Origin of the sequence: Microbacterium sp. R1 (assembly GCF_015159725.1) — a bacterium.
Taxonomy (GTDB): Bacteria; Actinomycetota; Actinomycetes; order Actinomycetales; family Microbacteriaceae; genus Microbacterium; species Microbacterium oxydans.
In genome coordinates, this window is sequence record NZ_JADDUD010000001.1 from 1,962,255 (window position 1) to 1,975,743 (window position 13,489).

Annotated in this window: 14 protein-coding genes; 7 read left to right on the forward strand and 7 right to left on the reverse strand. The window is 67.9% G+C overall.

What is annotated here, in order from left to right:
- Nucleotides 1-27: 27 nt before the first annotated feature.
- Both ILP86_RS09650 and ILP86_RS09655 read left to right on the forward strand, forming a co-directional pair.
- The gene (locus tag ILP86_RS09650; protein ID WP_193761833.1) at nt 28-750 is read left to right on the forward strand and encodes a dienelactone hydrolase family protein; all 723 of its coding nucleotides are present in this window, start codon (nt 28-30) and stop codon (nt 748-750) included.
- 44 nt (nt 751-794) lie between these two features.
- Nucleotides 795-1,583: an aminoglycoside phosphotransferase family protein gene (locus tag ILP86_RS09655; protein WP_227750941.1), complete on the forward strand. Its 789-nt coding sequence runs from the start codon at nt 795-797 to the stop codon at nt 1,581-1,583.
- Between the two features lie 96 nt (nt 1,584-1,679).
- Here the strand turns inward: ILP86_RS09655 and pdxT are convergent, their stop codons facing one another.
- Together pdxT and pdxS are read right to left on the reverse strand one after the other, a co-directional pair.
- The gene (pdxT, locus tag ILP86_RS09660; protein ID WP_308431902.1) at nt 1,680-2,291 is read right to left on the reverse strand and encodes a pyridoxal 5'-phosphate synthase glutaminase subunit PdxT; all 612 of its coding nucleotides are present in this window, start codon (nt 2,289-2,291) and stop codon (nt 1,680-1,682) included.
- Entirely contained in the window at nt 2,281-3,174 is an 894-nt protein-coding gene (gene pdxS, locus ILP86_RS09665) for a pyridoxal 5'-phosphate synthase lyase subunit PdxS (protein WP_046747166.1), read from the reverse strand. Before pdxS ends, pdxT begins: the two co-directional genes overlap by 11 nt.
- A gap of 89 nt (nt 3,175-3,263) precedes the next feature.
- Between pdxS and ILP86_RS09670 the strand changes: the two genes are divergently transcribed.
- Together ILP86_RS09670 and pdxY are read left to right on the forward strand one after the other, a co-directional pair.
- A complete protein-coding gene (locus ILP86_RS09670) occupies nt 3,264-4,571 on the forward strand; it encodes an aminotransferase class I/II-fold pyridoxal phosphate-dependent enzyme (RefSeq protein ID WP_058633079.1) in 1,308 nt (435 codons plus the stop codon).
- Nucleotides 4,572-4,617: 46 nt separating this feature from the next.
- The gene (gene pdxY / locus ILP86_RS09675; RefSeq protein WP_058633080.1) at nt 4,618-5,469 is read left to right on the forward strand and encodes a pyridoxal kinase PdxY; all 852 of its coding nucleotides are present in this window, start codon (nt 4,618-4,620) and stop codon (nt 5,467-5,469) included.
- A 12-nt stretch (nt 5,470-5,481) separates the two neighbouring features.
- Here the strand turns inward: pdxY and ILP86_RS09680 are convergent, their stop codons facing one another.
- From ILP86_RS09680 to ILP86_RS09700, 5 genes are all read right to left on the reverse strand, one after another.
- Entirely contained in the window at nt 5,482-6,012 is a 531-nt protein-coding gene (locus tag ILP86_RS09680; RefSeq protein WP_227750942.1) for a hypothetical protein, read from the reverse strand.
- Nucleotides 6,013-6,032: 20 nt separating this feature from the next.
- Entirely contained in the window at nt 6,033-6,587 is a 555-nt protein-coding gene (locus tag ILP86_RS09685; protein ID WP_046747170.1) for an HIT domain-containing protein, read from the reverse strand.
- Nucleotides 6,584-8,512: a threonine--tRNA ligase gene (thrS, locus tag ILP86_RS09690; protein ID WP_227751167.1), complete on the reverse strand. Its 1,929-nt coding sequence runs from the start codon at nt 8,510-8,512 to the stop codon at nt 6,584-6,586. The genes ILP86_RS09685 and thrS overlap by 4 nt, the downstream gene beginning before the upstream one ends.
- Before the next feature lie 164 nt (nt 8,513-8,676).
- Nucleotides 8,677-9,342, reverse strand: a complete 666-nt coding sequence (locus ILP86_RS09695) for a response regulator transcription factor (protein ID WP_046747172.1) — start codon at nt 9,340-9,342, stop codon at nt 8,677-8,679.
- Nucleotides 9,339-10,496 carry a histidine kinase gene (locus ILP86_RS09700; protein ID WP_193761837.1) on the reverse strand — a complete coding sequence of 386 codons (1,158 nt, stop codon included), beginning with the start codon at nt 10,494-10,496 and terminating at the stop codon, nt 9,339-9,341. The genes ILP86_RS09695 and ILP86_RS09700 overlap by 4 nt, the downstream gene beginning before the upstream one ends.
- 165 nt (nt 10,497-10,661) lie before the next feature.
- Here ILP86_RS09700 and ILP86_RS09705 point away from each other — a divergent pair, with 165 nt between their 5' ends.
- Genes ILP86_RS09705 through ILP86_RS09715 form a run of 3 tightly spaced genes read left to right on the forward strand, consistent with a single transcriptional unit; the run spans nt 10,662 to nt 13,475 of the window.
- On the forward strand, nt 10,662-11,612 hold the full coding sequence (locus ILP86_RS09705) for an alpha/beta fold hydrolase (protein WP_193761838.1): 951 nt from the start codon (nt 10,662-10,664) through the stop codon (nt 11,610-11,612).
- A gap of 58 nt (nt 11,613-11,670) precedes the next feature.
- Nucleotides 11,671-12,090 carry a hypothetical protein gene (locus tag ILP86_RS09710; protein WP_193761839.1) on the forward strand — a complete coding sequence of 140 codons (420 nt, stop codon included), beginning with the start codon at nt 11,671-11,673 and terminating at the stop codon, nt 12,088-12,090.
- 32 nt (nt 12,091-12,122) lie between these two features.
- A complete protein-coding gene (locus tag ILP86_RS09715; RefSeq protein ID WP_193761840.1) occupies nt 12,123-13,475 on the forward strand; it encodes a deoxyribodipyrimidine photo-lyase in 1,353 nt (450 codons plus the stop codon).
- Nucleotides 13,476-13,489: the final 14 nt, after the last annotated feature.

Here is a 13,489-nt window from a genome sequence, read left to right on the forward strand (position 1 = left end):
ACGCCTCGGGTGGCGCAGGATGGGAGCATGCGCAGATCACGACACATCTCTCCCGCCCTCCGCTCGGCAGAGGTTCCTGACGGCGCACCGGCGCCCGCCGACACCCTGCGATACCTGCTCCACCTCCCTGATGGCTACGACGATGATCCGCACCGGCTCTGGCCGCTCGTGCTCTTCCTGCACGGTGCAGGCGAACGGGGTTCCGACCTCGATCTCGCCGCCGTCCACGGTCCGCCCAGACTGGCGGACGACGGGCAGGAGTTCCCCTTCATCCTCGTCACACCCCAGTGCGCCGCGGCGAGTCAATGGGTCGCCGAGCTCTCGACGCTGGCCGCACTGATCGATGAGGTGAGCTCCACACACAGGGTCGACGAGGAGCGCGTTTCGGTGACAGGACTCAGCATGGGCGGTTTCGGCACCTGGTCGCTCGCGGTGCGCTACCCCGATCGATTCGCGGCCATCGCACCGATCTGCGGTGGCCTGTGGATGCAGAGCGCCGCTCCGATCCGCGCGATCCCCTCCTGGGCGTTCCACGGCGACGCGGACGACGTCGTGCCGATCGCCGCGACAGAGCAGATCGTCGACGAGCTGCAGGCCCTCGACGCTGACGTGCGTTTCACCCGGTACGCGGGCGTCGGTCACGACTCATGGACCGAGACGTACGAGAACCCCGAACTCTATGAGTGGATGCTCTCCCATCGGCGCGGAGTCGAACGCGACGGACCCGGCGTCGAGAAGACAGCACGATGACGACGGGAGCAGATCGGCTCCGGCCCGACTGGCATACGCTCCCGATGCCACTTCGATCTCGGATCATCTCCGCGATCGGGGGTGATCTCGTGCAGGAGGCGCCAGCCCATGGCGGCTTCAGCGCCTCCTACGCGGGCGTCGTCACGACCACGACGGGGCGCGCATTCGTCAAGGCCTGCGGTGCGGATTGGCACGCGGACTCGCTGCACTTCCTCCGCGAGGAGATGCGCACGCTCTCGCATCTGCCGACCGCCATCGCCCCACGACTCCTCGGAGCCATCGACGACCCGACGGGTACGGCGCTCGTGATCGAGGCGATCGACGGCCGCCACCCCGGCCAGCCGTGGACGACGGCGGACCTGCACGCCGTAGCCAAGGCCCTGCGCGTGCTGTCGACCACCCCTGCGCCTTCGGATATGCCTCGAGCAGAGGCTGTCATGATCCCCGGTTTCACCAGGTGGACGGAGATCGCTGCGGATCGGGGGATGCGCGAGGCGCTCCCCCACGGCCTCCCCGCGCGGATGCCGGCGTTGCTGCGCCTCGAGGAGAGCTTCCGCAGCGCGGTACACGGCGACGTCATCGTGCACGACGATGTGCGCGCAGACAACATCCTGATCAGCGCTGGACGGGCACACCTGCTGGACTGGCCGCACGCGCGCAGGGGCGCCGCGTGGATCGACCTCCCCTGTCTGCTCCCCAGCATCGAGGCATCCGGAGGCCCCGCCTGCGAGGAGGCGTGGGCTGTGTTCGAAGAGCACGGCGCACCACCTCAAGCTGAGCTGCTCGCCGTGATCTCCGCCTTCGCATCGTTCCTCTGGTTCCAGCAGGCGTAACCCGATATCCCGCAGCTCCCCGGCCTGCGGGAGTTCCAGCGCGCGCAGGCGATGCCGGCTCTGCGGTGGCTCTCGGGCCTGATCTGAGCCGACGACCTACCGCGCCGCAGCGCGGCGACGTGCGTCTGCGCGAGCGAGAAAGCGCTCGTGGAACCTCGTCTCTCCCGTGATCTCCGGGTGGAAGCTCAGACCGAGCAGGTCGCCCTGCTCCACGGCGACCACGCGTCCATCGGGCAGGGATGCCAGCACGTCGGCCCTCGGACCGACCGACTCGACAACCGGTCCGCGGATGAACGCGGCGGACACCGGATCCGCGCCGAGTGCGGGAACGTCGAGTCGCGCTTCGAAGGATTCGACCTGACGGCCGAAGGCGTTCCGGCGCACGACGACATCCAGCCCTCCGAACGACTCCTGTCCCTCGATGGCGTCGACGATCTCGTCGGCGAGCATGATCAGTCCCGCGCACGTGCCGATGACCGGCATGCCTGCCGCGATGGCATCGCGGATGGGCTGCTGCATCCCGAAGACGCGCGACAGCTTGTCGATCACGCTCGACTCGCCGCCCGGGATGACGAGCCCGTCGACCGATGCGAGGTCGTCGGGGCGTCGCACCAACGCCACGTCGGCACCGAGACTCGAGAGCAGGGCGGCGTGCTCGCGCACGTCGCCCTGCAGCGCGAGCACGCCGACCCTGGTGTTACCAGCCACGCTCGGCGAGACGGTGCGGCGCGGGAAGGTCGCTGACGTTGATGCCCACCATGGCCTCACCCAATCCACGCGAGACCTCGGCGATGACCTTCGGGTCATCGAAGAAGGTCGTCGCCTTGACGATCGCCTTCGCCCGCTCCGCAGGGTTGCCCGACTTGAAGATCCCCGATCCGACGAACACGCCGTCGGCGCCGAGCTGCATCATCATGGCTGCGTCTGCAGGGGTCGCGACACCACCGGCCACGAACAGCACGACGGGAAGCTTGCCGGTCTCGGCGATCTCGGCGACCAGCTCGTACGGTGCCTGCAGTTCCTTGGCCGCCACGAACAGCTCGTCCTTGGGCAGGGACGTGAGAGCCGCGATCTCGCCGCGGATCTTGCGGATGTGCTTCATCGCCTCGGAGACGTCGCCGGTTCCCGCCTCACCCTTGGACCGGATCATGGCTGCGCCCTCGTTGATGCGGCGGAGCGCCTCACCGAGATTGGTCGCGCCGCAGACGAACGGGACCGTGAAGCCGTACTTGTCGATGTGGTTCACGTAATCGGCAGGCGAGAGGACCTCCGACTCGTCGATGTAGTCTACGCCGAGTTCCTGCAGCACCTGGGCCTCGACGAAGTGACCGATGCGCGCCTTCGCCATCACGGGGATGGACACCGCATCGATGATGCTGTCGATCATGTCGGGGTCGCTCATGCGAGAGACACCACCCTGCGCGCGGATGTCGGCCGGGACGCGCTCGAGCGCCATGACGGCGACGGCTCCGGCGTCTTCGGCGATCTTCGCCTGATCCGCCGTGACGACGTCCATGATGACGCCGCCCTTCAGCATCTCGGCGAGACCGCGCTTGACGCGCGGCGATCCGGTGGTTGTCTGGTCTGCCATGGGAACTCCTGTCGGATGCACCGAAGTCGGGTTTGATCTAGATCAAACATAGCACTGTCCGATTCGACCTAGAATCGCTGAGGAGGACCATGAGCGACCAGATCACAGGCACCACCGCAGCGGACATCGCCGACAGCGTGCGCTCCCTGCGCGACCGCGGAATCCTCCGCCCCGGCAGCGTCCTCCCCCCGGTGCGGGAGCTCGCCGCCACGCTCGGCGTCAACCGGAACACCGCCGTCGCCGCGTATCGACAGCTCGCCCAGGCGGGGCTCGTGCTGTCTCGCGGACGAGCAGGGACCATCGTCGCAGGCTTGGAGGCAGTGGCGCAGGAAGGCTATGCCCCCGACACCGTCCTCCGCGACATCGGCACGGGGAACCCCGACCCCCGCCTGATCCCCGATCCTGCACCGGCCCTGATGACCATCGCCTCCCGCCCTGTGCTCTACGGCGAGCCCGTGATCGATCGCGGACTCGAGGAGTGGTCGACGCGCTGGATCTCGCGCGACCTCGACGGCGTCGACTTCCGTATCACCGTGACCAGTGGAGCGGTCGACGCCGTCGAGCGGCTGCTCGCCCAGGCGCTGATGCGCGATGACGCCGTCGCCCTGGAGGATCCCTGTTTCCTCGCGAGCATCCACACGGTGCGGCTGGGCGGCTATCGCGCGGTTCCCGTCCCCGTCGACGCCGAGGGCATGACCGTCGACGGTCTGCGAACCGCGCTGGAGGCGGGCGTCCGTGCCATCATCTGCACGCCGCGGGCGCAGAATCCGACCGGCGCGAGCCTCACCGCTTCCCGGGCCGCCGAACTCCGTGCCGTGCTCGCCGACCACCCGTATGTGCTGATCATCGAGGACGACCACTTCTCGATGCTCTCGCAGCGACCGTACGAGTCGCTCATCGGCCCCGAGCATCGCCGGTTCGCCCTCGTACGCTCTGTCTCGAAGTTCCTTGGTCCGGACATGTGCCTCGCGATCGCAGCGACGGACGCGGAGACCGCCGAGCGCCTCGCGATGCGGCTGAGCCCCGGAACGACATGGGTGAGCCACCTGCTGCAGCGTCTCGCCCTTACACAGCTGACCGACGAGACGGCGATGTCGGAGGTGGCAGCGGCTGCGGAGCACTACGCGCAGCGCAACGCCGCCTTCGCCGAACGACTCCGAGCGAGTGGTATCGAGGCCACGGTGTCCGACGGCATGAGCCTGTGGGTCGAGTTCTCCCAGCCGGCTCGGACCATCGCCGACCGCCTCATGCGCCGCGGATGGCTCGCCCGCACCGGCGACGACTTCGCGCTCGATGAGAAGGCGGAGCCCTCTCATCATCTGCGTCTCACCGTGCATGACCTGTCCGACGATGAAGCAGAGTCGCTGGTCGCAGACCTCGTCGCCGCCGGGCGATGACCACACCTCGCGGGCACCGGCCCGCCCTGAACGAAAGAGTCGGAGAATGAAGATCCTCTCCATCCAGTCAGCCGTGGCCTACGGGCATGTGGGGAACTCGGCCGCCGTGTTCCCGCTGCAGCGCATCGGTGTCGAGGTGCTGCCCGTCTACACCGTGAACTTCTCCAACCACACCGGCTACGGCGCCTGGCGCGGTCCCCTGATCGCCCCGGGTGACGTCCGCGAGGTCATCACCGGCATCGAGGAACGCGGTGTCTTCGGCCAGATCGACGCCGTTCTCAGCGGCTACCAGGGCGGAGAGGGCATCGGAGACGTGATCATCGACGCCGTCGCACGAGTGAAGGCGTCGAACCCGAACGCGGTGTACGCCTGCGACCCGGTCATGGGCAACGCGAAGTCGGGATGTTTCGTCGCCCCCGCGATCCCGGTGCTGCTGCGTGAGCGCGTGGTTCCCGTCGCCGACATCATCACCCCGAACCAGTTCGAGCTGGGCTTCCTCACCGACACCGAGCCTGACACGCTGGAGTCCACTCTCGCGTCGGTCGATCTCGCGCACGCGATGGGTCCGCGCACCGTGCTCGTCACCAGTGTCGAGCGCCCCGATCGCGAAGAGGGGACGATCGAGATGCTCGCCGCCGATGAGAAGGGTGCCTGGCTCGTGCAGACCCCGCACCTGCCCATGAAGGCGAATGGTTCCGGGGACGTGACCGCCGCGCTCTTCACTGCGCACTACGTCGAGACCGGCAGCGCCAAGGTCGCGCTCGAGCGCACGGCGTCCAGCGTGTACGACCTGCTCAAGGCGACGCTCGAGTCCGGAGAGCGCGAGCTGCAGCTCGTCGAGGCCCAGGAGTTCTACGCGAACCCGCGGCTGCAGTTCACGGCGCGACAGGTGCGCTGAGCCGGGCGTCCGTCATCCGGTGGGGATGGGCAGCTCGCGATACGCGGCGAGCCAACCGGGGTGGTCATCGGGGCAGAGATACTTCATGCCTGAGATCGCCAGGCCTCCGAGCATGAAAGGCAGAGCGGGGTCGCTCTCTTCGAACGCATTCGACCAGGAGCCGATGATCTCGGAGGAATCGATGTAGTTACCGACCTTGCCCGCATCGACCCTGTGCTCGGACTCGATCGCGACGAGGCAGACGTCGATCGTGAGCTCGAGGCTCATCCAGGCGACGTCCTCATCGGGTATGCCTGCCCAGACTCCGCTCTCGATCACGTCGTCGACCAGCGCCTGCTGTGCCGGGGTCTTCGGAGAGAGGCGTCCCTCGTTCTCCGCGAACCCCTGGGCGAGGTAGAAGGCGCGCCCCTCGTCCTCTACGCTCGTCGGTGCCGCCGTCGGTGTCGCCGTCCGCTGGGGATCGGGCTGCGGTGCACAGGCGGCCATGGACGAGGCGACGCCGAGGACGATCGCTGCTGCGGCGAAGCGATGCCGGAGAGCCATCGGGTTCAGCACACCGCGAGTCACGCGTTCGGGCGAGGCCAGGCGTCAGCCACGGCTTCGCGCACCTCGCCCAGCAGCTGCGGGAGCGCCTTGGTCTTCGCGATGATCGGGAAGAAGTTCGCGTCCGACGTCCACCGCGGCACCACGTGCTGGTGCAGGTGGGCGTCGACGCCGGCCCCCGCCACGGCGCCCTGATTCATGCCCAGGTTGAAGCCGTCGCAGCGCGAGACCTCGCGCAGCACGCGCATCGCCGTCTGGGTGAGCGCGCCGATCTCGGCGACCTCCTCCGGCGTCGCCTGGTCGTAGGTGGCGATGTGACGGTAGGGGCAGACCAGGAGATGGCCGGAGTTGTACGGGAAGAGGTTCAGCAACACGTACGCCGTCTCGCCGCGTGCGACGACCAGCCGCTCGGCATCCGGGAACTTCGGCGCCTCGCAGAACGGGCACTCTTCGCGCAGGGGCTCCGGTCCCGCCTGGATGTACGCCATCCGGTGCGGGGTCCACAGCCGCTGGAACTCGTCCGGCACCCCGGCGAGGCGTCCGGCATCCTCCAGCGGCTGCTCCCCGTCGGTCACGCCAGGTCCCCTGCTGTCTGCACGAGGGCGTGGGAGTCGATGGCCGCGCGGATGCGCGCTACGGCGTCCGCGATCGGTACACCGTTCGCCTGCGCCCCGTCGCGGTAGCGGAAAGAGACGGTGCCAGCGTCGCGGTCCTTCTCCCCCGCGATCAGCAGCAGCGGCACCTTGCCGGTCGTGTGCGTCCGGATCTTCTTCTGCATGCGATCGTCGGACGTGTCGAGCTCGGCGCGCACGCCCTGAGAGCGCAGTGTGTCGATCACGTCGCCCAAGTAGTCGGCGAAGTCGTCCGCCACCGGGATGCCCACGACCTGCACGGGAGACAGCCAGACCGGGAAGTCACCCGCGTAGTGCTCGAGCAGGATCGCGAAGAACCGCTCGATAGAGCCGAACAGCGCGCGGTGGATCATGATCGGGCGCTTCTTCTGCCCGTCCTTGTCCATGAACTCGAGGTCGAAGCGCTCCGGCAGGTTCGGGTCGACCTGCACAGTCGAGAGCTGCCAGGTGCGACCGATCGCATCACGCGTCTTGAGGTCGATCTTCGGGCCGTAGAACGCGGCCTCACCGGGGACCTCTGTGAGCTTGAGCCCTGAGGCCACCGCGACACGGCGCAGCGCGTCGGTCGACGACTCCCAGAACTCGTCCGAGCCGATCCACTTGGACTTCTCGTCGTCCTTCATCGACAGCTCGAGTTCGAAGTCGGTCAGACCGAAATCGCGGAGCATCGAGAGGATGAAGTCGAGAACCTTGGCGACCTCGGCCTCGAGCTGGTCGGGCGTGACGAACAGGTGCGAGTCGTCCTGCGTGAAGCCTCGCACGCGCGTGAGACCGTGCAGTGCGCCGGAGAGCTCGTTGCGGTAGACCGTGCCGTTCTCCGCGAAGCGCAGCGGGAGGTCGCGGTAGCTCCGGGCGCGCTCCTTGTAGATGAGGATGTGCATCGGGCAATTCATGGGCTTCAGGTAGTAGTCCTGGCCCTGCTTGGTGATGTTGCCCTCGTCGTCGCGCTCCTCGTCCATCACGATCGGCGGGAACATGCCCTCCTTGTACGTGACGAGGTGGTTCGAGGTGAGGAAGAGGTCTTCCTTCGAGATGTGCGGGGTGTACACGTAGGTGTATCCGCCCTCGATGTGGCGCTTGCGCGCGTGCTGCTCCATCTCACCGCGGATCACGCCGCCGCGCGGGTGCCACACGGACAGGCCCGACCCGATCTCCTCGGGGAACGAGAACAGATCGAGTTCCTTGCCGAGGCGGCGGTGATCGCGCTTGGCTGCTTCCTCGAGTCGGTGCTGATACGCGCGGAGCTCGTCCTTGGTCGGCCACGCGGTGCCGTAGATGCGCTGCAGCTGCGGGTTCTTCTCACTGCCGCGCCAATACGCGGCAGCGATGCGGGTGAGGTCCCATCCGTTGCCGATCATGCGCGTATTGGGCAGGTGCGGTCCGCGGCAGAGGTCCGTCCAGACGACCTCGCCGTCACGGGTGGTGTTGTCGTAGATCGTCAGCTCGCCCTCGCCGACCTCGACAGAGGCGCCTTCGGCGACCTCCTTGCCCGGGCCCTTGAGCCCGATGAGCTCGAGCTTGAACGGCTCGTTCGCGAGCTCGGCGCGGGCCTCCTCGTCGGTCACGACACGGCGGACGAACCGCTGGCCCTCGCGGACGATGCGCTGCATCTCCTTGGTGATGGCCTTGATGTCCTCCGGCGTGAACGGGGTCTCCACGCCGAAGTCGTAGTAGAAGCCGTCGGTGATGGGCGGGCCGATCCCGAGGTTCGCCTGCGGGTTGATGCGCTGCACCGCCTGCGCCAGCACGTGGGCAGCCGAGTGACGGAGGATGTTCAATCCGTCCGTGCTGTCGATCGTGACCGCCTCGACCTCGTCGGTCTCGGTCACGGTCGTGGCGAGGTCCTTGAGCTCGCCGTTGACGCGCATCGCGACGACGTTTCGGTCAGTGAACAGGGCGAAGCCGTCATTCGGCCGGGCGTTTTCAGGCACAGAAACTCTCTCCATCTGGGTCGATACCCAGGTTACTCGCATGATCCCGTCGTCCTGACCGCCACGAGCATGTCCGGCCCCGTCGTCTCACGGGAGGCCGTTCACGCCCCGGGGATCACGACTCCCGACTCGTAGGCACGGATCACCAGTTGGGCCCGATCGCGCGCCTGCAGCTTGGACATGATGCGATTCACATGGGTCTTCGCGGTGTGGGGTGAGATCACGAGTGCTTCGGCGATGTCCTGGTTCGAATCGCCCCGCGCCACGAGGAGCAGCACCTCGCGCTCGCGGTCGGTGAGCTGTCGCAACGGCTCATCGTGCCATGCTTCAGCACGCGGGAGCTGCGGCAGCACCGAACGCTCGATCAGCGAACGAGTCGCCGCCGAGGAGAGGAGCGCATCCCCCCGGTGCACGACCCGCACGGCGTCGACGATCTCCTCCGGCTCCGCTCCCTTGCCCACGAAGCCGCTGGCGCCGGCTCGAAGGGCTGCCACGACATAGTCGTCCTCCTCGAAAGTCGTCAGGATGAGCACGCGGGTCGCCGAGGACGGGGACGAACCCGTGATCTGGGCGGTGGCCGCGATCCCATCGAGCTCAGGCATCCTGATGTCCATCACGACGACATCGGGGCTCGACCGGCGCACCTGCGCGACGGCGTCTCGCCCGTTCGCCGCTTCGCCGATCACCTCGACGCCGCCGTCGATCAGGATGTCGCGAACGGCCTGGCGAACCAGCGGCTGGTCATCGACTACGAGCACACGGATCATCGCTGACCTCCTTCCAGCGGAATCCGCACATCCAGTCGGAACTCCTCGCCGACCCTGCCGGTCTGCACGTCGCCGCGAACGGCGACGACGCGCTCGCGAAGCCCTCGTAGCCCGTGACCCCCTGACGCGGCAGGAGCCCTCGCCTCATCTACCGCGGGATTGACGATGGTGAGTCGGAGCGAGTCCTGCTCAGTGCGGATCCGGACGAGCGCCGCGTCACCTGCCCCGTGCTTGTGGGCGTTCGTCAGACCTTCGAGGATCACGAGGAACGCGACGTGGTCGCTTGCCGGCGACAGCTGCGGTCGATCCGGGTCGTCCTGCAGCTCGACACGGAGCCCTGCCTCGCGGAACTGCGCGACCAGAGCGTCGAGATCGGCGAGTCCCCGCTGCGGGCGCAGATCACGGACGTCCTCAGGATCGTCGGACCGAAGAAGTGCCATCAGTCCCCCGATGTCGGCGAGAACCGTGCGCGAGGAACGACGGATCGTGCTCAGCGCCTCCCGCGCCCGCTCCGGCCGGAGGTCCAACGCGGATGAGGCGACGCCGGCGTTCAGACTGATGACCGAGATCTGGTGCGCCACCACGTCATGCAGGTCGCGAGCGATGCGCACCCGCTCCTCGGCGACCCGACGTCGCGCTTCCTCCTCGCGTCCCTGCTCCGCACGTTCCGTGCGTTCGGTCATCGCGATGACGAATTCCCTGCGAGACCGGGTGGCGTCTCCCAGCGCGCCGGCGAGAGCGACGATGAACACGAACTGCAGCGCGCGGGCGTCCCAGAGATCGCCGCCGAGCGGAATCGCACTGACGAAGAACACGATCACCGTCGCCGCGCCGACGGCGGTGACCCCCATGAGACGCCCGCGCCGATCCACGGTGGCGAATGCACTGATCGCCACAGCGATGAGCGCACTCGGTGACACCACTCCGGCGAACGCCAGGAACACGGCGCATGCCAGGCTGACGCCGAGCGTGAAGAGCGGGAAACGGCGACGGAGCAGCATCGCAGCCGCCGGCAGGAGCGCGACCACCATCAGCCATCCGTCCGCGCGGAAGCCGTCGTCGGGGAACGGCGACACGGCGAACAACGTCACGACGAGCACGGCGAGCACGTCGCCGAACAGCGACGCGATTCGTGGAGGACGAGCTGCCGACATCACACCAGTATTCCGCGCACCGTCGCGCCGGGGATCCCCCGGCGGGATGAGACGGGATACCGCGATCGCGGTACACGAATGCCCACGGCACGACGATGCGGTAGCGCACGCGCATCGGAAAGCTGGAAGGGAGGCTGCACACGGAGTGCGCTCGGAGAGGTCTGCATGAACAAGCACGTCAAGAGAACGCTCATCGCGGTCGCCTCCGTCATCGGGGTGGTCGCGCTGGGCCTTGCGACGACCACCGTGGGAAACGTGGTCGCGACCGCGATCGAACAGGATCGCATCGAACCCTACGGGCAGAAGGTCGCTGTGGACGGTCGGGAGATGAACGTGCTGATCGTCGGCGAGGGCGCGGAGGACGTGGTGCTCCTTCCCGGCTTCGGCACCGCATCGCCCGTCCTCGACTTCGAGCCGCTCGTCGCCGAGCTCGCGCAGGACCATCGCGTGATCGTGGTGGAGCCCTTCGGCTATGGGCTGAGCGACGGTACGGATCAGCCGCGCACCACCGAGAACATCGTGAGCGAGACCCACTCCGCCCTGCAGCAGCTCGGGGTCGACGAGTACGTGCTGATGGGGCATTCCATCGCGGGCCTCTACGGCATCCAGTTCGCGAATCGCTATCCCGACGAGGTGCGGGCGTTCGTGGGGATCGACAGCAGCGTCCCCGGCCAGCCGGGCTCCGACACGGAGCTGCCGGTCGGGCTGTTCGGCGCTGCGAAGAACCTCGGACTCGCTCGTCTCATCGCCTCGATTCGCGGCACGGGGTACGACGAGGCCGTCTACTCCGAAGAAGCACGCGCGCAGATCGCCCTGCTCACCGATCGGAACACGCTGAGTCCGACCTACCTGAACGCGATGTCACTGCTCCCCGTGAACTTCCGAGACGCACTCGGAACGACGTTCCCCGAAGACCTTCCCCTGCTGCTGTTCGTCGTCTCCGACAATCCGACCGTGCCCACGTGGCTGGAGGTGCACGAGGAGCAGGCCGCAACCGTCGCGGATGGCACCGTCGTGCCGCTCGACGGCGAGCACTACCTCCATCACACCCACACTCCGCAGATCGTCGATGCGTTCCGCTCCTGGGAGAGCGAGAGGCCGTCCCTCGTGGAGTGAGGCGGAACTCACAGCGGACGTCATCCGCGCACCGGGGAGCATCACGTAACGTGAACGGATGGACAGAGCAGTCGCACGATGGATCCTGGCGGTCGCGCTCGGCGCGATCGGGGTCGGCCACTTCCTCAGCACCCGCGGATTCCGGGTGGTCGTGCCCGATTGGGCCACCCGCCTGACTCGACTCGACAAGGACACGATCGTGATCGCCTCGGGCGCCGCCGAGATCGCGCTCGCCGCAGGACTGCTCGTCCTCCCGAAGGAACGCCGCCGCATCGGCCGGGCGACCGCCGCGTTCTTCGTCGCAGTGATGCCGGGCAACGTCCACCAGTGGCGGACCAAGCGCTCGACGCCGGGACTCGACACGGATGCACGACGTCTCGGCAGGCTCTTCCTGCAGCCGCTCCTGGTCCTGTGGGCGCTGTGGTCCACAGGCGACTCGACCCCACGCGGCCGACGCAGCCACCGGCGTCGCGCGTGACCCGAGATCGCGCACTCCAGGAGAATGACATCATGACGTCCCCCTCGCTCGTATGGTTCCGAGATGATCTCCGGCTCGCAGACAACCCGGCGCTTCGGGCTGCCATCGATCGAGGGGAACCGGTGCTCGCGCTCTACGTGCTCGACGAGGAATCCCCCGGTGTCCGACCTCTCGGCGGTGCGGCCCGCTGGTGGCTCCACCATTCGCTCGCGTCGCTCGGGGAGCGCCTGCGCGAGCGTGGCGGTGATCTCGTGCTGCGCCGCGGCGCCGCCGAGCGTGTCGTGCGCGAGCTGGTTTCGGAGATCGACGCGGGAGCCGTGTTCTGGAACCGACGGTACGGCGGCGCCGAGCGCGAGATCGATTCGTCTCTGAAGACCGCCCTGCGGGCGGATGGGATCGAGACCGTCTCGTTCGCGGGCTCCCTGCTGCACGAGCCGTGGACTGTGACGACGGGCAGCGGAACGCACTACTCCGTCTACACGCCGTTCTGGCGCGCGTGCCTCTCTCTTCCCGCCCCCCGCGCTCCCTTTCCGGAGCCTCGCTCGATTCCGGGCGTGGGCGATGCACCCGCATCCGATGACCTCGACGACTGGGGTCTGCTGCCCACCCGGCCCGACTGGGCAGGCGGACTTCGCGAGGCCTGGGAACCCGGCGAGCCCGCGGCGCGACGACGTCTGCGTCGGTTCCTCGACGAGGACCTCCGGGACTACGACCGGGCGCGGGACGAACCTGCCGCCGGAGCCACGTCGCTGCTGTCTCCGCACCTCCGCTGGGGGGAGATCAGTCCCTTCACGGTATGGCAAGAGGCTGTCGGCGTCGAGGGGGCGGGCGGGTTCCTCTCCGAGCTGGGGTGGCGCGAGTTCGCCTGGCACACGCTGTACCACTCCCCCGATCTCGCCACCGAGAACCTCCGTCCGGAGTTCGACGCCTTCCCCTGGCCGCCGCTGGACCCCGCGCACCTGGACGCCTGGCAGCACGGCGAGACAGGTGTACCGCTCGTGGATGCCGGGATGCGCGAACTCTGGCACACCGGCTACATGCACAACCGGGTGCGGATGGTCGTCGCCTCTTTCCTGGTGAAGAACCTGCTCATCGACTGGCGCCGCGGAGAGGAGTGGTTCTGGGACACGCTGGTCGACGCCGACGAGGCGAACAACCCGTTCAACTGGCAGTGGGTCGCGGGCTCGGGCGCCGATGCGGCGCCGTACTTCCGCGTGTTCAACCCCGAGCTCCAGGCGAAGAAGTTCGACCCCCAGAACCTCTACATCTCCCGTTGGGCAGCCGACGCTCCCACAGAGCCGATCGTCGACCTCGGCGAGACGCGGAAGGCTGCGCTCTCCGCATACGACGTCGTGAAGAGAGCGCCGAAGTCACCGCGCGAATGAGCTGAGAGCGGACG